Here is an 18,997-nt window from a genome sequence, read left to right as displayed (position 1 = left end):
TCTACCTCAGCTTCAGGGTGGCAAGGCCGACCAGGACAAGAATCACGGTGATGATCCAGAAACGGACGATCACGCGCGGCTCGGGCCAGCCCTTGAGTTCAAAGTGGTGGTGAATCGGCGCCATGCGGAACACACGGCGACCGGTCAGCTTAAAGGAGGCAACCTGAATGACCACTGACAGGGTTTCCATCACGAACACGCCGCCCATGATGAACAGGACGATTTCCTGACGGACGATCACCGCGATGGTGCCCAGTGCCGCGCCGAGTGCCAGGGCACCGACGTCGCCCATGAACACTTGCGCCGGATAGGTGTTGAACCAGAGGAAACCGAGACCGGCACCGATCAGCGCACCGCAGAACACGATCAATTCGCCTGCGCCGGGCACGTAAGGGATCAGCAGGTACTCGGCGAATTTCACGTTACCCGACAGGTAACAGAAAATCCCCAGGCCGCCGCCGACCATCACGGTTGGCATGATCGCCAGGCCGTCGAGGCCGTCAGTCAGGTTGACCGCGTTGCTCGAACCGACAATCACGAAGTAGGTCAGCACGATGAACCCGGCGCCCAGCGGAATGCTGTAGTCCTTGAGCATCGGAAGGATCAAGGTGGTTTCCACCGGCGTCGCGGCAGTCATATAAAGGAAGATCGCTGCACCGAGGCCGAACACCGACTGCCAGAAATACTTCCAGCGGCTCGGCAGGCCACGGGAGTTTTTCTCGATGACTTTGCGGTAATCGTCGACCCAGCCGATAGCGCCGAACAGCAGGGTCACCAGCAGCACCACCCAGACGTAGCGGTTGCTCAGGTCAGCCCAGAGCAGAGTGCTGACGCCGATCGACGACAGAATCAGCGCGCCACCCATGGTCGGCGTGCCGGATTTGGACAGATGCGATTGCGGGCCGTCGTTACGTACCGATTGGCCGATCTGACGGTTCTGCAGAGTACGGATCATCCACGGGCCATAGCACAGCGACAAGACCAGCGCGGTCAGTACACCGAGAATCCCGCGCAGGGTCAGGTACTGGAAGACCGCGAAGCCTTTGTAGAACTGTTGCAGATACTCCGCTAGCAGCAGCAGCATTAATGTTTCTCCAGACTGGACCCGCACAGAGCCGCAACGATGTTTTCCATCGCTGCGCTGCGCGAACCCTTGATCAAAATGGTGGTGTTTGTGTCCTGCTCGGCGGCGAGGGCCTGGATCAGCTCGGCCTGGGTGCCGAAGTGCTGCGCCTGCTCACCGAAAGCGTTTACCGCGTGGACCATGTTCGGCCCGACCGCGTAAAGCGCGGAAACCTTGCCTCGGGCGTACTCGCCCACGTCGCGGTGCCCCTGCTCCGCCCAGTCGCCCAACTCGCCGATATCGCCGAGCACCAGGACGGTGCGGCCGGAAAAGCCGGCGAGTATATCAACGGCCGCACACATCGAGGTGGGGTTTGCGTTGTAGGTATCATCGATGACGCGCATGCCGTTTTTCGCCAGTTGCGCGACGGTGCGCCCCTTGACCGGTTGCACCGCGCCGAGGCCGGTGGCGATGCCGAACAGCGAAACACCCAAGGCGTGGGCAGCAGCGGCGGCAGCCAGGGCATTGGCGACGTTATGAGTACCGAGCAGGTTCAGTTGCACGCGCTCGCTACCTTCTGGCGTGTGCAGGTTGAACGCCGGGCAACCACGGGCATCAGTGGCCAGATCGCTGGCGTGGAAATTCGCCTCGCTGTTGCTGAGAGCGAAGGTCAGCACCTGACGACCGGCAGCGCGGGTCTTCCAGATACCGAAAGCCTTGTCATCGAGGTTGAGCACGGCGATGCCATCGGCGGCCAGGCCTTCGATGATTTCACCTTTGGCTTCGACGATTTTTTCCGGACCGCCGAACTCACCGACGTGAGCGGTGCCGGCGTTGTTCAGGATCGCCACATGCGGCTTGGTCAGCCCGACGGTGTAGGCGATTTCACCGAGACGCGAGGCGCCCAGTTCGATTACGGCGGAGGTGTGCTCCGGCGCCAGTTCGATCAGGGTCAGCGGTACGCCGAGGTCGTTGTTCAGATTGCCACGGGTCGCCAGCACCGGACCGCGGGTACGCAGGATGCTCGCGAGCATTTCCTTGACCGTGGTCTTGCCGCTGGAACCGGTCACCGCTGCCACGGGCTGGGTGAACGCGGCACGGTTCAACGCGCCGAGTTGGCCCAGCGCCTGACGGGTGTCCTTGACCAGTAATTGCGGCAGCGCGCTGTCGGCGACTTCGCGCTCGACCAGTGCCGCCACGGCGCCTTTGCCGGCAACGTCGTTCAGATAATCATGACCGTCGAAACGCGGGCCGGTCAGGGCGATGAACAACTGGCCGGGCTGGATCGCACGGCTGTCGATACTGACGCCGTCGAAACTCACGTCAGCGCCGATCAAACGGGCCTCGAGTGCGTTGGTCAGTGCGCTGAGTGTCAGGGCCTTAAGCATGGGCCACCTCCCACGCGGTCAGGGCATGATCGGCCTCGACCAGATCGGAAAACGCATGGCGCACGCCGTTGATTTCCTGATAGTCCTCGTGACCTTTGCCGGCCAGCACAATCACGTCGTCAGCGGTTGCGCCGGCAATCAATTGCGCAATGGCCTGACCGCGACCGGCGACGAAGGTGACTTTATCCACAGCGGTGAAACCGGCGCGGATGTCGTCGAAAATCACCGCAGGATCTTCGGTGCGCGGGTTGTCATCGGTGACCAGCACCTGGTCGGCGAGGCGCTCTACCACTTCGGCCATCAACGGACGTTTGCCACGATCGCGATCACCGCCGCAGCCGAACAGGCACAGCAGTTGGCCTTTGACGTGCGGGCGCAGTGCGGTGAGAACCTTTTCCAGCGCATCGGGCGTGTGGGCGTAATCGACCACCACCAGCGGCTGCGTGCCGCCACCCAGACGCTGCATGCGACCGGCCGGGCCTTCGAGCTTCGGCAGCACTTTGAGAATTTCGTCGAGGGCGTAATCCAGACCGAGCAAGGCGCCGACTGCCGCCAGCACGTTGCTCAGGTTGAAACGCCCGAGCAGCGTGCTGCGCAGGTGGTGCTCGCCTTGCGGCGTTACCAGCGTGGCGCGTACGCCGTGGTCGTCGAACTGCGCTTCGCGGCAAAACAGGTAGGCGCTGCTGTCGAGCAGGCTGTAGGTGATCAAACGCGACTCGCGCTTTTCCGCCGCCAGTTGCCGGCCGAAATCGTCGTCGAGGTTGACCACGCGGCACTTCAGGTCATTCCAGGCGAACAGCCGGGCCTTGGCCTCGGCGTACGCCTGCATGGTGCCGTGATAATCCAGGTGATCGCGGGACAGGTTGGTCATCACCGCCACGTCGAAGGCCAGCGCGGTGACCCGGCCCTGATCCAGACCGTGGGACGACACTTCCATGGCCACGGCTTTCGCGCCGGCCTTTTTCAGGTCACCCAGGGTCGCTTGCACGGCAATCGGATTCGGCGTGGTGTGCAGGCCGCTTTCCAGCGCGCCGTAGAAACCGGAACCCAGCGTACCGACGATGCCGCAATGCTGGCCGAGCAGATCCAGCGCCTGCGCGACCAGTTGGGTCACGCTGGTCTTGCCATTGGTGCCGGTGACGCCGATCAGGTTCAGGTGGTGACTCGGTTCACCGTAAAAACGCCCGGCAATGTCCGACAGCTGCGCCGCCAGCCCCTTGACCGGAATCAGCGGCACGTCAGTGATCGGCAGCACGGTGGCGCCTTCGACTTCATAAGCCACGGCAGCCGCGCCGCGTTGCAAGGCATCGGCGATGTGCGCACGGCCATCGAAGCGGCCACCGGGCACGGCGAGAAACAGATCGCCGGCGCGCACGTTGCGGCTGTCCAGCGCCAGTTCACGGATCAACAGATCGTGGCCGGCGTGGGGGAATATCTTGTTCAGACTTAATGACATCAGCCGCGCCCTCCATTGGCTTTCAGCGGAACGACCGGGGTGGCATTGGCCTGTTGGGTGGTCGGCAGGTTGTCCGGGGTCACGTTCATCAGGCGCAGGGTGCCGGACATCACACGGCTGAACACCGGCGCCGACACCAGGCCACCGAAGTAACCGGCCTTGGTCGGTTCATCAATCACCACAACAATCGCGTAACGCGGATCGCTCATCGGGCCGAAGCCGGCGAACAGCGAACGGTAGGAGTTTTCCGCGTAGCCCTTGGTGCCGACCGAGGTCTTGCGCGCGGTACCCGACTTGCCGCCGACGTGATAAGCCGGCACCTGCGCACGGAACACTCCGCGCGGCGCTTCGATCACTTGCTGCAACATGCCCTGCATGGTTTTCGCCACGGCTTCCGGCAGCACTTGGGTGGTCTGCGGCATCTTGTCGGTTTTGATCAGGGTCAGCGGCGCGAGGCGGCCGTTGTTGGCCAGCGCCGAGAACGCGTGCACCAACTGGATCGCGGTCACGGAAATACCGTAGCCGTAAGACAAGGTTGCAGTTTCAGCCTTGCGCCATTCGCGGTAGTTGGGCAGATTGCCAACACGTTCGCCGGGGAAGCCCAGGCCGGTGTCCTGACCGAGGCCGACTTTCTGCGCCAGACGGAAAATCGTTTCGCCGCCGATATCGAAGGCGACTTTACTCATGCCGACGTTACTGGAATTGATCAGGATGCCGGTCAGATCGAGCACCGGCCCTTCGGTCTTCGACACGTCTTTGATGGTGTATTTGCCGATCTGCAACGAGCCGGGATACACCTCGACGGTGTCGCTCGGTTTCCAGCGGCCGGTTTCGATCGCCGCGCTCATGGAAATGGCTTTCATGGTCGAACCCGGCTCGAACACGTCGATCATCGCGCGGTTGCGCATCATCGCCGGTTGCAGGTTACGACGGTTGTTCGGGTTGTAGGTCGGCTGGTTGACCATGGCCAGGATCTCGCCGGTCTTCACGTCCATGATCACCAGACTGCCGGCCTTGGCGCCGTTCTCGATGATCGCGTTGCGCAGTTCGCGGTTGGCCAGGTATTGCAGACGCAGATCAATCGACAACGCCAAGGGCTTGCCGGCCTTGGCGTTTTTGGTGACCTGAACATCTTTGATCAGCCGGCCACGGCGATCCTTGATGACTTGTCGTTTGCCCGGCACCCCGGCCAGCCATTCGTCATAGGCCAGCTCAACGCCTTCGCGACCGTGATCGTCGATGTCGGTAAAGCCGACCATGTGCGCGGTGACTTCACCGGCCGGGTAGAAGCGGCGGAACTCTTCGATGCCATAGACGCCGGGCACTTTCAGATCGAGCACAGCCTGGCCCTGCTCGGGGGTCAGCCCGCGCACCAGGTAAATGAATTCTTTGTTGGCCTGGGCTTCGAGGCGCTCGCTCAGCGCTTTCGGGTTCTGGCCCAACGCGGCGGCAAGTGCCGGCCACTTCTCTTTGGCCGACTGCATTTCCTTGGCGTTGGCCCACAGCGTGGTCACCGGCGTACTGACCGCCAGAGGCTCGCCGTTACGGTCGGTGATCAGGCCACGGTGCGCCGGAATCGGAATGTGGCGCAGACTGCGCGCGTCGCCCTGGCCCTTGAGGAAGTCACGGTCGACCACTTGCAGGTCGATGATGCGCCAGCAGATCGCCGCGACCATCAGACCGAGCAGCGCCACCATCAGGCGGAAGCGCCATGGGAACAGTGCGCCTTCGAGTTTCATCATGGCGCCACCATCTTCACGTCAGCCGCGCCAGGGATGTGCATTTTCAGTTGTTCAGTGGCCAGCACTTCGATGCGACTGTGCGCGGTCCAGGTGCTCTGCTCGAGAATCAGCCGCCCCCACTCGGCCTGCGCCTTGTCGCGCACGCTGAGTTCGTTATAAAGGGTGTTGAGCAACTGCCGGTTCCAGTGCGCGCTGTACGACACGGCAATGGCCGAAAACAGCACGCCGATAAACAGCAGCAGCATCAGAAAGCTGCCGCCGGGCAGTGGTTTGGCGAAAAGCTTGCTCACCGCAACTTCTCCGCGACACGCATGACGGCGCTACGGGAACGTGGGTTGGCTTTGAGTTCGGCGTCGGAGGCCGTCTGCGCTTTGCCGTGGATTTTGATTTTCGGTTCGAAGGCGACGTGGCGAACCGGCAGGTTGCGCGGCAGGTTGTCGGCCTCGCCTTTCACCAGCTTGCGCATGAACAGTTTGACGATGCGGTCTTCCAGCGAGTGGAAGCTGATGACCACCAGACGGCCGCCAACTTCCAGCGCTTCCAGCGCGGCGTCGAGGCCGGCTTCCAGATCGCCGAGTTCGTTATTGACGTGAATGCGCAAACCCTGGAATGCGCGGGTGGCCGGGTTCTTGCCCTTTTCCCACGCCGGGTTGGCGACTTTCAGCACTTCGGCCAGATCGGCGGTGCGCTCGAACGGCTTGATGTCACGGCGCTCGGCAACGGCACGGGCCATACGCCCGGAGAAACGTTCTTCGCCGTATTCCTTGAACACCCGGGCGATTTCTTCCACCGGCGCGGTGTTGACGAATTCGGCAGCGCTGATGCCACGGGACGGGTCCATGCGCATGTCCAGGGGCCCGTCATTGAGGAAACTGAAGCCGCGCTCGGCGTCATCGAGCTGCGGCGACGACACGCCGAGGTCGAGCAGAATGCCGCTGACCTTGCCGGTCAGGCCTTGCTCGGCAACCACCGAACCGAGCTCGGCAAAGCTACGCTGCACAACGACAAAGCGGCCGTCTTCGGCCGCTAGCGTTTGCCCGGTGGCAATCGCTTGAGGATCCTTGTCGAATCCGATGAGCCGACCGTCCGGCCCGAGCTGGCTGAGGATCAACCGACTGTGCCCGCCGCGCCCGAACGTGCCGTCCAGATAGCAGCCATCAGGACGTACGGCGAGAGCCTCGACGGCTTCGTCAAGCAGTACGGTGATGTGGTTAAAGCCGCTATCAATAGTCACAGGATCAAATCACGCAGTTCATCAGGCATCGCGCCCGGTTGTTGAATAGCAGCAAGGTCAGCGGCAGACACCGCGTTCCATGCATCCTCGTCCCACAATTGGAACTTGTTCAGTTGGCCGACCAGCATCGCGCGCTTATCGAGCTTGGCGTATTCGCGCAAACGCGGCGGAACCAGGAAACGACCACTGCCATCGAGTTCGAGGTCGACGGCATTACCAATCAATAAACGTTGCAGGCGACGGTTCTCTTCGCGAAGCGAAGGGAGTGCGCGCAACTTGGTTTCAATAATTTCCCACTCATCGAGTGGATAGACACACAGGCACGGATCAACGGCATCAATGGTCACGATCAATTGACCGGAACTGCGCGAATCGAGCTCGTCACGGTACCGGCTCGGCATGGCGAGACGGCCCTTTGCATCGAGACTGATAGCGTTAGCTCCGCGAAACACGTCAGCGTTTCTCCAATTTTTATCGTTTTGAGCTCAAAAAACCCACTTCATGCCACTTTCCGCCACTTGCGCACACTATAGGAATGCGCCCACCACACCGTCAAGGCGCGGATTAAAGGAAAAGCCTTACAGGACGGAGATTTAGCGACGTAAAAGGAGGCGCAACGAGAATCTGACGTGAAGTTTCGACCAATAACTTGATGCAGCACTGAAAGCTGCGCTCGAAAGTTAAAGTAGTTTGTTAAGAGTAAGATTTTTTCGGTATTACAAAGGCGCTTCGGCTGTTGATTGAAGCAGGGTGGGAAAAGGCTATTACCGCGTTTGCCGCTGCCGGAGTTTCAGACCAGGCCGACTGATATTACACAGCCGCGTCTTCTTTGTTTCAAGCAGGGAAAGAAAAAGGTGGAGAGTCGATCTGTAAGCCGGGTTCTGTCTTGAACAGTCATTCGTCTACGATGGCCATCACTGGACATCTTTAGCAACCTACCCGGTCCCAGCGCGGGCCACGCCTTGGGACCCTATTTGGTCTTGCTCCAAGTGGGGTTTACCTAGCCACGAACTGTTGCCAGACGTGCGGTGCGCTCTTACCGCACCTTTTCACCCTTACCGGCGCTTGCGCGCTTAGGCGGTTATTTTCTGTGGCACTTTCCGTAGGCTCACGCCTCCCAGGCATTACCTGGCACTTCGCCCTATGGAGCCCGGACTTTCCTCCCCCCCCTAATTTTCATAGAGGGCAGCGACTGTCCGATCGACTCTCCGCCGCGAAGGTTAACGGCAGAGCGCCGGAAGAACAAGCGCTAAAACCCTCCGGACCGCCACGGGCGACGGCTTACACGCCTTTCTGTTTATCCAGCGCCACCTGATACAGCACGTTTTTGCGCTCGCCGGTGATTTGCGCTGCCAGTGCGGCGGCGCGCTTGAGCGGCATTTCCTCCAGAAGCAGATCGAGGATGCGCATGGCTTCACTGCTGACCGCGTCTTCCGACTCCGGCGCGGTCCAGCCGGCCACCAGCACTACGCACTCGCCGCGCTGCTGATTGCTGTCGGACTCGACGAACGCACGCAGTTCGCCGAGCGGCAGGCCTTTGAGGGTTTCGAAGGTTTTGGTGATTTCCCGCGCCAGCAGAGCCTGACGCTCGCCGCCAAACACTGCTTCCATATCCTGCAGGCATTCGAGAATGCGATGCGGCGCTTCATAGAAAATCAATGTGCGCGGCTCTTCTTTAACCGCTTCCAGACGCGCCTTGCGTCCGACCGACTTGGCCGGCAGAAAGCCTTCGAAGATAAAACGGTCGGACGGCAAGCCCGCCGCCGACAGCGCTGCGATCAACGCACAGGCACCCGGCACCGGCACCACGTTGATCCCGGCCGCACGGGCCTGACGCACCAGGTGATAGCCCGGATCGGAAATCAGCGGCGTGCCGGCATCGGAGATCAGCGCGACGTCGTCGCCCGCCAGCAACCGGGTAATAAAGCGGCTACCCTCATCCCGTTCGTTGTGTTCGTGACATGCGGCCAGCGGCGTGCCGATGCCGAAGTGCTGCATCAGGCGCGCCGAATGCCGCGTGTCTTCCGCTGCAATCAGGGCCACTTCACGAAGGATCTTCAAGGCCCGGGCGCTGATGTCGTCCAGGTTGCCGATGGGCGTCGCCACCACATAAAGCGAGCCAGCAGCGGAATTCAAAGGACCTGGAGCAGTCAAAGCGCACACCTCGTGATCGGTAAAAGCGGCCATTGTAGCGCGTCATGAGGCTTGCGATGCGCTCCGGCCGAGTACGGTTTTTCGCGCGGTTGTGCGCTGCCGCAACATTTACTCCAGCTAAATTGACCGATTCACGCCAGTAACATCGCGCCCCGGCCAGTGCTTGGGTACAATTCCACGCTAATTTGATCGAGTATCAGGAACACTTACATGATCGCTTGCCTGCGGCTGTTCACTGCCCTCTGCCTCGCTGCCTTGTTGGCCGCGTGTGCCAGCTCCCCTTCCTCCAGCCTTGGCGAACTTCCACGGACTCCGGACGCCAGCATCGAGCAACTGCTCGAACAGGCCGCCCAGGCTAAAACCCCGGAACAAGCCGCCCTGCTGCGCCTGAGCGCGGCGGACCAGGCTTACCGCCAAGGCAATGCCGGCCAGTCCGCGCAAATCCTGCAACAAGTGCCGGTGGAACAACTCAAGCCAGGCCAGCAGATTTTCGCCAATACGCTGTCCGCCGAACTGGCCATGACGCGCAATCAGCCGAAAGCTGCGCTGACCGCCCTGAGCCATCCAAGCTTCCAGAAGCTCGGGGAAATGCCGGAAGAGCAGCAAGTGCGCACTGGCACTGTTCACGCCCGCGCCCTTGAAGCCGACGGCCAGACACTGGCCGCTGCCCGCGAACGTGTGTTCATCGCACCGATGCTGGAAGGCGAAGCGGCGAGCAAGAACCACGAAGCGATCTGGAACCTGATCGCTTCGCTGCCAACCGATCAATTGCAACCGAATAACACCGACGATCTCGGCGGCTGGATGGCGCTGGCGCAAGCGGTGAAAACCGCAGGCACGCTGGAACAGCAACAAGCCGCAATCGACAACTGGCGTGCGCAGAATCCAAAGCACCCGGCGGCGATCAACCTGCCGCTGCCGCTGACCAAGCTCAAGGAACTGGCCAGCCAGCCACTGAGCAAAATCGCCCTGCTGCTGCCACAGGACGGCCAGTTGGCGTCGGTCGGCAAAGCGCTGCGTGAAGGCTTCATGGCCGCGCATTATCAGGCGCAACAGGCCGGCCAGAACCCACCTGCCATCGAGTTCTACGACAGCTCGAAGCTGACCTCGATGGACGAGTTCTATCGCAAGGCCCAGGCTGACGGCGTGCAACTGGTAGTCGGCCCGCTGGAAAAACCACTGGTCAAGCAACTGAGCACTCGCCCGCAACTGCCGATCACCACCCTGGCGCTGAACTACAGCGAAGGCGAACAAGGTCCGGCGCAGTTGTTCCAGTTCGGTCTGGCAGCTGAAGACGAAGCTCGCGAAGTCTCCCGTCGCGCCCGCGCCGATGGCCTGCATCGCGCCGCGATCATGGTGCCGAAGGGCGAATGGGGCGATCGCGTCCTGCGCGCCTTCAGCCAGGACTGGCAAGCCAATGGCGGCAGCATCGTTGCCACCGAACGTGTCGATCAGCCGGTGCAACTGGCCCAGCAGATCGCCGACATGTTCCAGCTGCGCCAGAGTGAAGCCCGTGCCAAGAGCCTGCAGAATGTTGCCGGCACCAATGTCGCCGCCCAGCCTTCGCGTCGCCAGGACATCGAATTCATCTTCTTGGCCGCCACGCCGCAACAGGCCCAGCAGATCAAGCCGACCCTGAATTTCCAGTACGCCGGTGACGTGCCGGTCTACGCGACCTCCCACGTCTACAGCGCCAGCGGCGACGTCAATCAGTACAACGACATGAACGGCATTCGCTTCTGCGAAACCCCATGGCTGCTGGAAACCAGCGATCCGCTGCGCCAGCAAGTAGCTGCGCAATGGCCGCAAGCCAATGGCAGCCTCGGTCGCCTGTACGCCATGGGCGCCGACGCCTATCGCCTGGCACCGCGCCTTGGCCAACTCAAGGCCCTGCCGGACAGCCGCATCGAAGGTCAGTCGGGCAGCCTCGGCATGACCCAGACCCAGCGCGTTGTGCGCCAGTTGCCGTGGGCACAGTTCGTCAGCGGTCAGGTGCAGCGCCTGCCGGACACCCCGCGCTGATGCCCGACAGGTCACGCTCGCAAAGCGGCAAGGATGCCGAGCGCCAGGCGCTCGAACATCTGCAACAACAAGGGCTGCGCCTGCTGGCGCAGAACTGGTTATGCAAACGCGGCGAGCTTGATCTGGTCATGCTTGATGGCGATACAGTAGTATTCGTTGAAGTTCGCTACAGAAAAAACACTCAATGGGGTGGCGCGCTCGCCAGTATCGACGAGCGCAAGCAGCAGAAACTGATCTTTGCAGCACAGTATTTTCTTCAGCGCGAGTCGCGTTGGGCCAATTCCCCCTGCCGCTTCGATGTGGTGGCGATCGACAGCCACCCGAATCAGCTGAACTGGTTGCAGAATGCTTTCGACAGTTGATCGCCTGCACCCTGCCCTGTTTTCGTCCGACACATTTTGCTCTTTGTTTTGCCGGCTGCACATTCACGTGCCGAACAGCCGCGCCACTTAAGGTCACACAGATGGACATGCAATCCCGAATTCGCCAGCTTTTCCAGGCCAGTATCGACACCAAGCAACAGGCGATGGACGTACTTGCACCGCACATCGAGCAAGCCAGCCAGATCATGGTCAACGCCCTGCTCAACGAAGGCAAAATGCTCTCGTGCGGCAACGGTGGTTCGGCCGGCGATGCCCAGCATTTTTCTTCGGAGCTGCTCAACCGCTTCGAGCGCGAGCGTCCGAGCCTGCCGGCGATTGCGCTGACTACCGACACTTCGACGATCACCTCGATCGCCAACGATTACAGCTACAACGAAGTGTTCTCCAAGCAGATCCGCGCGCTCGGCCAGCCGGGCGATGTGTTGCTGGCGATTTCGACCAGCGGCAACTCGGCGAACATTATTCAAGCGATCCAGGCCGCACATGATCGCGAAATGATTGTCGTAGCTTTGACCGGACGCGATGGCGGCGGCATGGCGTCGCTGCTGTTGCCCGAGGACGTCGAGATTCGCGTACCGGCCAACGTCACTGCACGTATTCAGGAAGTCCACTTGCTGGCGATCCATTGCCTTTGCGATCTGATCGACAGCCAACTGTTCGGGAGTGAAGAATGACCCCTAATCGCCTTGGCCTTCTGGCCTTGACCCTGTGCCTCGGCATCAGCGGCTGCACCTCGGTGGTGAACGCCAGCCGTGAGGCGCCGATCGAAGACGACCGCGGCACGCGTACCTTCGGCAGCAAGATCGACGACTCGCTGATCGAAACCAAAGCAGGCGTGAACATCGCCAAGGCCGATCCGGCACTGGACAACGACTCGCACATTGTCATCACCAGCTTCAACGGCGTCGTCCTGCTCGCCGGCCAGACTCCGCGCGAAGACCTCAAGGCCAAAGCCGAACAGGCCGCCGCCAACGTCCAGCGCGTGAAGAAGGTGCACAACGAGCTGCAAGTGCTGCAACCGTCCTCCCTGCTCGCGCGCCAGAACGACGCGTGGCTGACCACCAAGATCAAGACCCAGATGCTCACCGACGCCAGCATTCCTGGCTCGCGCATCAAAGTCGTGACCGAGAACGGCATCGTCTACCTGCTGGGTCTGCTGACCAAACAGGAAGCCACCCAGGCAACCAATCTGGTTCAGGGTGTGTCTGGTGTGCAGAAGATTGTGAAGCTGTTCGAATACATCGACTGACCGTAAAAGGCAGACACAAAAAAGGCGATCCATCCGGATCGCCTTTTTTTATTTCACAACCTTCAAACTTGGCCGGCCACTCGGGCGTGGCGGCTCGCTGCCCGGTGGCGGCGAGTCGTCATCCGGATCGATGTCTTCCTCGTCGTCCATCGGCAACTCGAGGTCAAACACCATGCCCTGGCCGTTCTCACGCGCATAAATGCCCAGGATCGCGCTGATTGGCACGTAGAGACTGTGCGGAACACCGCCGAAGCGGCCTTCGAACGTCACCACGTCGTTATCCATGTGCAGATGACGCACGGCACTCGGCGAGATGTTCAGGACGATCTGGCCGTCACTGGCAAAACCCTGTGGCACCTGCACCGCCGGGTACTCGGAGTTGACCAGCATGTGCGGGGTGCAATCGTTATCCACAATCCACTCGTAGAGCGCGCGGACCAGATAAGGTCGACTGGAGTTCATAGCGGCTCCTTAAGCCTTAGCGCATATCGCGTTCGACACCAGACAGACTCGCCTGGAAAGCCTCACGCGCAAACTGGCGCTCCATATAATCAAGCAGCGGCTTGGCCGGCCGCGGCAGTTCAATACCCAGAATCGGCAAACGCCAGAGTATGGGTAATAGGCAGCAATCCACCAGACTTTGTTCCTCACTGAGGAAGAACGGCTTGTCGGCGAACAGCGGCGAAACGCCGGTCAGGCTTTCGCGCAATTCCTTGCGCGCCACGACCCGTGCTGCCTCTTTGCTCTTGGGATCCAGAATCAGATCCACCAGCCCGCACCAGTCACGCTGAATCCTGTGGATCAGCAGACGGCTGTTGGCCCGCGCCACCGGATAAACCGGCATCAGCGGCGGGTGCGGGTAACGCTCATCCAGATACTCCATCACCACGGTCGACTCCCACAACGCTAGGTCACGATCGACCAGCGTCGGCAGACTGCCGTAAGGGTTCACCTCAATCAGTTTAGGCGGCTGGCGGCCCGCTTCCACGTAAATGATTTCGGCGCTGACACCCTTCTCTGCAAGCACGATGCGCACTCGGTGGGAATAGTGGTCGGCGGGGTCGGAGTAACAGGCCAACCGATTGGTCACGCCCATGGCGATCCTCCTCGCTTGTTGAATTTGTCGGAACCGGAAAAACGCGCGCGCCCAGAGGGCACCTCCCGCAGGGTCTGACTGAGCAGATCCTGCTTTAGCGGAGGCGCCCTTGGGCGCGCGCGATTAACAGCAATGCTTGAAGCGTATCAGTGCACGTCTTTCCAGTATTCACGCTTGAGCAGGTAGGCGAACACAAAGAAGAACGCCAGGTACAGCAAGACATAAGTACCGATGCGCTGATGTTGCAGCTTAACCGGGTTAGCCGAGTAAGCCAGGAAGGTTACCAGATTCTTGACCTTCTCATCGAACTGCTCTTCGTTCAGAGCACCGGACTTCGGCACGATGGTCAACTGATCGCACGCTTCATGGGTCAGCGGCGTGCCGGTCAGCGGATCGTATTGCTTCTTGCCGTCCTCGACGATCTGCACCTGTTTGCAGCCGACGACCTGACGACCTTGCAGGCCGACCAGCACGTTAGGCATGCCGACGTTCGGGAAGACCTTGTTGTTCACGCCCCATGGACGCGCCGGATCTTCGTAAAACGACTTCAGGTAACCGTAGAGCCAGTCGGTGCCGCGTACTCGCGCTACCAGAGTCAGGTCCGGCGGCGCTGCGCCGAACCAGGTCTTGGCGTCGGCAGGCTGCATGCCGATGTTCATGTGGTCGCCAATCTTGGCACCGGTGAACACCAGCTTCTCCAGCATCAACTCGTGCGGGATGCCGAGGTCATCGGCGACGCGCTCGTAACGCTGGAACTTGGCACTGTGGCAACCCATGCAATAGTTGGCAAAGGTCCGCGCACCATCCTGCAGGGCGGCTTTGTCGGAGACGTCGATATCGACACTTTCCAGTTCCGGACCATGACCCTCGGCAGCAAAAACCAGGGAAGGCAGCGCAGCAAAAATCAGAGCAAGAAATAATTTTTTCATCAGCCAGTCACCCTTTCCGGAACCGGTTTGGTCTTCTCGAGCCGGGTGTAGAACGGCATCAGAATGAAGTAGGCGAAATAAAGGAAGGTGCAGACCTGCGACAGCAACGTGCGCCCTGGCGTCGGCGCCAGAACGCCAAGAATGCCGAGAATCACGAAGGAGATGCAGAACACCACCAGCCAGATTTTGCTCAGCCAGCCCTTGTAGCGCATCGATCTCACCGGACTGCGATCCAGCCATGGCAGCACGAACAGCACCGCAATCGCCGCACCCATGGCGATAACGCCCAGGAGTTTGTCCGGCACCGCACGCAGGATTGCGTAGAACGGAGTGAAGTACCAGACCGGGGCAATATGCTCAGGCGTCTTGAATGGATTGGCCGGCTCGAAGTTCGGTTTTTCGAGGAAGTAGCCGCCCATTTCCGGGAAGAAGAACACAATGAAGCAGAAGATGAACAGGAACACCACCACACCGACAATGTCCTTCACCGTGTAGTACGGGTGGAACGCGATGCCATCCAGAGGGATGCCGTTTTCGTCTTTGTGCTTCTTGATATCGACGCCGTCAGGGTTGTTCGAACCGACTTCGTGCAGCGCCAGAATGTGCAAGACCACCAGACCGAGAATCACGATCGGCAGCGCGACCACGTGCAAGGCGAAGAAGCGGTTCAGGGTAATTCCGGAGATCAGGTAGTCACCACGAATCCACTGGGTCAGGTCATCGCCGATCAGCGGAATCGCACCGAACAGCGAGATGATCACCTGGGCGCCCCAGTACGACATCTGGCCCCACGGCAGCAGGTAACCCATGAACGCTTCGGCCATCAGCGCCAGGTAGATCAGCATGCCGAACACCCAGACCAGCTCGCGCGGTTTCTGGTACGAACCGTAGAGCAGACCGCGGAACATGTGCAGATAGACGACGATGAAAAACGCCGAGGCGCCGGTCGAGTGCAGCAGACGCAGGATCGAGCCGTACTCGACGTCGCGCATGATGTATTCAACGGAAGCAAAGGCCTCTTCTGCCGACGGCGTGTAACTCATCGTCAGCCAGACGCCGGTGACGATCTGGTTGACCAGCACCAGCAGCGCCAGCGAGCCGAAGAAATAGAAGAAGTTGAAGTTTTTTGGTGCGTAATATTTGCTGAGATGGTCTTCCCACATCTTGGTCGCGGGAAAGCGCGCATCAACCCAATCCATGAACTTGCTCATCACGCTTTCTCCGTATCGACGCCAATGACAATCAGGTCATCGGTCTCATAGGAATGCGGGGGAACTGGCAGGTTCAAAGGCGCAGGTTGCGACTTGTAGACGCGGCCAGCCAGATCGTAGTGGGAACCGTGGCACGGGCAGAAATAGCCACCTACCCAGTCTTTGCCCAGATCCGCAGGTGCCACTTCGGGACGGAAGGTCGGTGAGCAACCCAGGTGCGTACAGATCCCGATCAGCAGGAGAATCTCCGGCTTGATCGAGCGTACTTCAGGGTCGACATAAGTGGGTTGCGTGGAGTTTTTGGAGGTCGGATCGGAGAGCTGACCCTCGATCTTCTTGAGATTCCCCAGGATTTCCTCGGTACGGCGGACAATGAACACCGGCTGGCCGCGCCATTCAGCAATCATCTGCTGGCCTGGCTCGATTTTGCTGACATTCACTTTCACCGGTGCACCGGCAGCTTTCGCCTTGGCACTGGGAAACCATGACCCCACGAACGGGACCGCAGCCCCCACCGCTCCTGCAGCACCCACCACGGATGTGGCTGCCACCAGGAAGCGACGCCGGCCTGCATTCACGCCGTCATTGCTCATTCAGTCCTCTCCCATCAGCTTTTTTGGCCTGTTAAATCAGGCGTCTACTAAATAAATCAAATGTTACTTATAAAAATTTTGCCCGAATGGTAATGAAAACCCCCAATTCTGACAAGGTTAATTCCCCGGGGCTCAGCCCCTTAAGCCTTGGAGTATAGGGGGTCTACGGCTGTGGCAAGTTGTCACAACGCAATTCTTTGATAAATCGCAGGCATAAAAAAACGCCCGCTTCCGTGAGGAGGCGGGCGTTCTTTTTTGAACGTGGAAGCGGAATTAACGCTTCGAGTACTGCGGACGCTTACGCGCTTTACGCAGACCAACTTTCTTACGTTCAACTTCACGGGCGTCGCGGGTAACGAAGCCAGCTTTGCGCAGAGCGCTACGCAGGGTTTCGTCGTAGTCCATCAGAGCGCGAGTGATGCCGTGGCGGATTGCGCCAGCCTGACCACTTACACCACCGCCGATCACGGTGACGTAGATGTCGAACTTCTCGACAGTCTCGGTCAGCTCCAGCGGCTGACGAACTACCATGCGGGCAGTTTCGCGGCCGAAGAAGTTATCCAGCGAACGGTTGTTGATGGAGATGTTACCAGTACCCGGACGCAGGAAAACGCGTGCGGTTGCGGTCTTGCGACGGCCAGTGCCGTAATTTTGAGTCGCCGACATAATGAACTATTCCGTTAAATCTTCAGTTCTTGGGGCTGCTGAGCAGTATGAGGGTGTGCAGCGCCCGCATAGACTTTCAGCTTACGGTACATGTCGCGACCCAGTGGGTTTTTAGGCAGCATGCCTTTAACCGCGGTCTCGATCACGCGCTCAGGGGCTTTGGCGATCAGCTTTTCAAAGTTGATCGACTTGATGCCGCCCGGGAAACCGGAGTGGGAGTAGTACATTTTGTCAGTGGTTTTAGCGCCGGTAACACGGATCTGCTCGGCGTTGATGACGACGATGTAGTCGCCGGTGTCAACGTGAGGAGTGTACTCAGGCTTGTGCTTGCCACGCAGACGGCTCGCGATTTCGGTGGCCAGACGACCCAGGGTCTGACCAGCAGCGTCGACGACAAACCAGTCGCGCTTTACTGTTTCCGGTTTAGCAGTAAAAGTTTTCATTCTTTATAGCCTCAGGGGCCGCCTGTAAATAAGACGGCGGATCTTACTGAATAGTGCGTACTTTGACAAGTCAAAGGCAGCCGGATACAGACGCTTTCGGGGGCTCGGGTCGGCGCGTCCGTTCAACGGCAAGATTCTTCGGCGGCGGCGCATCACTTCCACTGCAGAAAGAGGTCGGCAATTATGCAGATTGCGAAAAATTTTTCAACCTGCTTTTATGATTGTTTTGCCCAAGGAGCACCCGATGGACTATCGCCAGCTAGGCCGTACCGACCTGAACGTGAGTGCAATCTGCCTCGGCACCATGACCTGGGGCGAGCAAAACACTGAGGCTGAAGCCTTCGCCCAGATCGAGCGGGCCAAAGAAGCGGGGATCAATTTCCTCGACACCGCCGAAATGTATCCGGTGCCGCCAAAAGCCGAAACCTACGCCACCACCGAGCGCTACATCGGCAATTACTTCAAGAGTCGCGGTGACCGTTCCGACTGGATCCTCGCCAGCAAGATCGCCGGCCCCGGCAACACCATCGACTACATCCGCGACAAGAACCTGCGCCACAACCGCCAGCATATCACCGAGGCGCTGGACGGCAGCCTCAAGCGCCTGCAGACCGATTACATCGATCTGTATCAACTGCACTGGCCGGAACGCAGCACCAACTTTTTCGGACAGCTGGGCTACAAGCACAAGATCGAAGCGAATCTGACGCCACTGGAAGACACCCTCGAAGCCCTCGACGAGCAGGTGAAGGCCGGCAAGATTCGCCACATCGGTCTGTCCAACGAGACGCCGTGGGGGACCATGCGCTTTCTGGCTCTGGCTGAAGCCCGCGGCTGGCCGCGTGCAGTGTCGATCCAGAACCCGTACAACCTGCTCAACCGCAGCTTCGAAGTCGGCTTGGCCGAGATCGCCATCCGCGAACAGTGCGGCCTGCTCGCCTATTCGCCGCTGGCGTTCGGTTTCCTCTCCGGCAAATATGAGGGTGGCGCCCGTCCAGCGAAAGGACGCCTGAGCCTCTACAGCCGCTTCAGCCGCTATTTCAACCCGCAATCGGAGGCGGCGTGCAGCCGTTACGTAGCCCTGGCCCGTGAACACGGTCTGGACCCGGCGCAAATGGCCCTGGCCTTCGTGACCCAGCAACCGTTCGTCACCAGCAACATCATTGGCGCGACGACGCTTGAGCAACTGGACAGCAACATTGCCAGTTTTGATCTGAAACTGTCCGATGAAGTGCTGGCCGGAATCGAGGCGATTCACAAGGATCATCCGAATCCCGCGCCGTAACTGACCGCCAAAAGCTTCGCGAGCAGGCTCGCTCCCACAGGTACGGTGATCCCCTGTGGGAGCGAGCCTGCTCGCGAAGAGGC

General features: G+C 60.1%; 20 protein-coding genes and 1 other RNA gene. 5 read left to right on the top strand and 16 right to left on the bottom strand.

Annotated features, from left to right (window positions below; genetic code table 11):
* Position 1: 1 nt before the first annotated feature.
* The 9 genes from mraY to rsmI all read right to left on the bottom strand — a co-directional run bounded on the left by mraY (position 2) and on the right by rsmI (position 9,070).
* A complete protein-coding gene (gene mraY, locus V8J63_RS21195) occupies positions 2-1,084 on the bottom strand; it encodes a phospho-N-acetylmuramoyl-pentapeptide-transferase (RefSeq protein ID WP_016773275.1) in 1,083 nt (360 codons plus the stop codon).
* Positions 1,084-2,451 carry a UDP-N-acetylmuramoyl-tripeptide--D-alanyl-D-alanine ligase gene (locus V8J63_RS21190; RefSeq protein WP_130926407.1) on the bottom strand — a complete coding sequence of 456 codons (1,368 nt, stop codon included), beginning with the start codon at positions 2,449-2,451 and terminating at the stop codon, positions 1,084-1,086. The genes mraY and V8J63_RS21190 overlap by 1 nt, the downstream gene beginning before the upstream one ends.
* Positions 2,444-3,907 (bottom strand): UDP-N-acetylmuramoyl-L-alanyl-D-glutamate--2,6-diaminopimelate ligase, encoded by a 1,464-nt coding sequence (locus tag V8J63_RS21185; RefSeq protein ID WP_016773271.1) that lies wholly within the window; start codon positions 3,905-3,907, stop codon positions 2,444-2,446. The genes V8J63_RS21190 and V8J63_RS21185 overlap by 8 nt, the downstream gene beginning before the upstream one ends.
* Positions 3,907-5,646 (bottom strand): peptidoglycan D,D-transpeptidase FtsI family protein, encoded by a 1,740-nt coding sequence (locus tag V8J63_RS21180; protein WP_174823877.1) that lies wholly within the window; start codon positions 5,644-5,646, stop codon positions 3,907-3,909. Before V8J63_RS21180 ends, V8J63_RS21185 begins: the two co-directional genes overlap by 1 nt.
* The gene (gene ftsL / locus V8J63_RS21175) at positions 5,646-5,939 is read right to left on the bottom strand and encodes a cell division protein FtsL (protein ID WP_016773269.1); all 294 of its coding nucleotides are present in this window, start codon (positions 5,937-5,939) and stop codon (positions 5,646-5,648) included. The genes V8J63_RS21180 and ftsL overlap by 1 nt, the downstream gene beginning before the upstream one ends.
* Positions 5,936-6,883 (bottom strand): 16S rRNA (cytosine(1402)-N(4))-methyltransferase RsmH, encoded by a 948-nt coding sequence (gene rsmH, locus V8J63_RS21170; protein WP_024014247.1) that lies wholly within the window; start codon positions 6,881-6,883, stop codon positions 5,936-5,938. The genes ftsL and rsmH overlap by 4 nt, the downstream gene beginning before the upstream one ends.
* Complete coding sequence (mraZ, locus tag V8J63_RS21165) at positions 6,880-7,335, bottom strand: division/cell wall cluster transcriptional repressor MraZ (RefSeq protein ID WP_007917012.1); 456 nt, start codon at positions 7,333-7,335, stop codon at positions 6,880-6,882. Before mraZ ends, rsmH begins: the two co-directional genes overlap by 4 nt.
* Positions 7,336-7,737: 402 nt before the next feature.
* Positions 7,738-8,091, bottom strand: an RNA gene (gene rnpB / locus V8J63_RS21160) — RNase P RNA component class A.
* A gap of 73 nt (positions 8,092-8,164) precedes the next feature.
* Positions 8,165-9,070, bottom strand: a complete 906-nt coding sequence (gene rsmI / locus V8J63_RS21155; RefSeq protein ID WP_130888195.1) for a 16S rRNA (cytidine(1402)-2'-O)-methyltransferase — start codon at positions 9,068-9,070, stop codon at positions 8,165-8,167.
* 177 nt (positions 9,071-9,247) lie between these two features.
* Between rsmI and V8J63_RS21150 the strand changes: the two genes are divergently transcribed.
* From V8J63_RS21150 to V8J63_RS21135, 4 genes are all read left to right on the top strand, one after another.
* Positions 9,248-11,059 (top strand): penicillin-binding protein activator, encoded by a 1,812-nt coding sequence (locus V8J63_RS21150; RefSeq protein ID WP_336464588.1) that lies wholly within the window; start codon positions 9,248-9,250, stop codon positions 11,057-11,059.
* The gene (locus V8J63_RS21145; protein ID WP_016773265.1) at positions 11,059-11,421 is read left to right on the top strand and encodes a YraN family protein; all 363 of its coding nucleotides are present in this window, start codon (positions 11,059-11,061) and stop codon (positions 11,419-11,421) included. The genes V8J63_RS21150 and V8J63_RS21145 overlap by 1 nt, the downstream gene beginning before the upstream one ends.
* Positions 11,422-11,522: 101 nt before the next feature.
* Positions 11,523-12,116 (top strand): phosphoheptose isomerase, encoded by a 594-nt coding sequence (locus tag V8J63_RS21140; protein ID WP_008082788.1) that lies wholly within the window; start codon positions 11,523-11,525, stop codon positions 12,114-12,116.
* Complete coding sequence (locus tag V8J63_RS21135; protein ID WP_024014250.1) at positions 12,113-12,691, top strand: BON domain-containing protein; 579 nt, start codon at positions 12,113-12,115, stop codon at positions 12,689-12,691. Before V8J63_RS21140 ends, V8J63_RS21135 begins: the two co-directional genes overlap by 4 nt.
* Positions 12,692-12,739: 48 nt before the next feature.
* Here V8J63_RS21135 and V8J63_RS21130 read toward each other — a convergent pair whose 3' ends face one another.
* The 7 genes from V8J63_RS21130 to rplM form a co-directional block, all read right to left on the bottom strand.
* Entirely contained in the window at positions 12,740-13,153 is a 414-nt protein-coding gene (locus V8J63_RS21130) for a ClpXP protease specificity-enhancing factor (RefSeq protein WP_016773263.1), read from the bottom strand.
* A 16-nt stretch (positions 13,154-13,169) separates the two neighbouring features.
* Positions 13,170-13,787, bottom strand: coding sequence for a glutathione S-transferase N-terminal domain-containing protein (locus tag V8J63_RS21125; protein WP_007961620.1), 618 nt, complete (start codon positions 13,785-13,787; stop codon positions 13,170-13,172).
* Between the two features lie 146 nt (positions 13,788-13,933).
* Positions 13,934-14,716, bottom strand: a complete 783-nt coding sequence (locus V8J63_RS21120; protein WP_024014251.1) for a cytochrome c1 — start codon at positions 14,714-14,716, stop codon at positions 13,934-13,936.
* Positions 14,716-15,927, bottom strand: coding sequence for a cytochrome b (locus tag V8J63_RS21115; RefSeq protein WP_024014252.1), 1,212 nt, complete (start codon positions 15,925-15,927; stop codon positions 14,716-14,718). The genes V8J63_RS21120 and V8J63_RS21115 overlap by 1 nt, the downstream gene beginning before the upstream one ends.
* Positions 15,927-16,520, bottom strand: coding sequence for a ubiquinol-cytochrome c reductase iron-sulfur subunit (gene petA / locus V8J63_RS21110; RefSeq protein WP_007917031.1), 594 nt, complete (start codon positions 16,518-16,520; stop codon positions 15,927-15,929). The genes V8J63_RS21115 and petA overlap by 1 nt, the downstream gene beginning before the upstream one ends.
* A 273-nt stretch (positions 16,521-16,793) precedes the next feature.
* Positions 16,794-17,186 carry a 30S ribosomal protein S9 gene (rpsI, locus tag V8J63_RS21105; RefSeq protein WP_003228056.1) on the bottom strand — a complete coding sequence of 131 codons (393 nt, stop codon included), beginning with the start codon at positions 17,184-17,186 and terminating at the stop codon, positions 16,794-16,796.
* A 14-nt stretch (positions 17,187-17,200) separates the two neighbouring features.
* Positions 17,201-17,629 carry a 50S ribosomal protein L13 gene (gene rplM, locus V8J63_RS21100; RefSeq protein WP_003228062.1) on the bottom strand — a complete coding sequence of 143 codons (429 nt, stop codon included), beginning with the start codon at positions 17,627-17,629 and terminating at the stop codon, positions 17,201-17,203.
* Between the two features lie 244 nt (positions 17,630-17,873).
* Here rplM and V8J63_RS21095 point away from each other — a divergent pair, with 244 nt between their 5' ends.
* The gene (locus V8J63_RS21095; RefSeq protein ID WP_160768373.1) at positions 17,874-18,914 is read left to right on the top strand and encodes an NADP(H)-dependent aldo-keto reductase; all 1,041 of its coding nucleotides are present in this window, start codon (positions 17,874-17,876) and stop codon (positions 18,912-18,914) included.
* Positions 18,915-18,997: the final 83 nt, after the last annotated feature.

This window comes from Pseudomonas sp. CCNWLW23 (assembly GCF_037095675.1).
GTDB lineage: Bacteria > Pseudomonadota > Gammaproteobacteria > Pseudomonadales > Pseudomonadaceae > Aquipseudomonas > Aquipseudomonas atacamensis.
This window is presented reverse-complemented; position numbering and strand designations above follow the sequence as displayed.

Coding starts and splice junctions, on each gene's coding strand:
- mraY (WP_016773275.1), bottom strand. CDS start 1,084: ATGCTGCTGCTGCTAGCGGAGTATCTGCAACAGTTCTACAAAGGCTTC.
- V8J63_RS21190 (WP_130926407.1), bottom strand. CDS start 2,451: ATGCTTAAGGCCCTGACACTCAGCGCACTGACCAACGCACTCGAGGCC.
- V8J63_RS21185 (WP_016773271.1), bottom strand. CDS start 3,907: ATGTCATTAAGTCTGAACAAGATATTCCCCCACGCCGGCCACGATCTG.
- V8J63_RS21180 (WP_174823877.1), bottom strand. CDS start 5,646: ATGAAACTCGAAGGCGCACTGTTCCCATGGCGCTTCCGCCTGATGGTG.
- rsmI (WP_130888195.1), bottom strand. CDS start 9,070: ATGGCCGCTTTTACCGATCACGAGGTGTGCGCTTTGACTGCTCCAGGT.
- V8J63_RS21150 (WP_336464588.1), top strand. CDS start 9,248: ATGATCGCTTGCCTGCGGCTGTTCACTGCCCTCTGCCTCGCTGCCTTG.
- V8J63_RS21145 (WP_016773265.1), top strand. CDS start 11,059: ATGCCCGACAGGTCACGCTCGCAAAGCGGCAAGGATGCCGAGCGCCAG.
- V8J63_RS21140 (WP_008082788.1), top strand. CDS start 11,523: ATGGACATGCAATCCCGAATTCGCCAGCTTTTCCAGGCCAGTATCGAC.
- V8J63_RS21135 (WP_024014250.1), top strand. CDS start 12,113: ATGACCCCTAATCGCCTTGGCCTTCTGGCCTTGACCCTGTGCCTCGGC.
- V8J63_RS21130 (WP_016773263.1), bottom strand. CDS start 13,153: ATGAACTCCAGTCGACCTTATCTGGTCCGCGCGCTCTACGAGTGGATT.
- V8J63_RS21125 (WP_007961620.1), bottom strand. CDS start 13,787: ATGGGCGTGACCAATCGGTTGGCCTGTTACTCCGACCCCGCCGACCAC.
- V8J63_RS21120 (WP_024014251.1), bottom strand. CDS start 14,716: ATGAAAAAATTATTTCTTGCTCTGATTTTTGCTGCGCTGCCTTCCCTG.
- V8J63_RS21115 (WP_024014252.1), bottom strand. CDS start 15,927: ATGAGCAAGTTCATGGATTGGGTTGATGCGCGCTTTCCCGCGACCAAG.
- petA (WP_007917031.1), bottom strand. CDS start 16,520: ATGAGCAATGACGGCGTGAATGCAGGCCGGCGTCGCTTCCTGGTGGCA.
- rpsI (WP_003228056.1), bottom strand. CDS start 17,186: ATGTCGGCGACTCAAAATTACGGCACTGGCCGTCGCAAGACCGCAACC.
- rplM (WP_003228062.1), bottom strand. CDS start 17,629: ATGAAAACTTTTACTGCTAAACCGGAAACAGTAAAGCGCGACTGGTTT.
- V8J63_RS21095 (WP_160768373.1), top strand. CDS start 17,874: ATGGACTATCGCCAGCTAGGCCGTACCGACCTGAACGTGAGTGCAATC.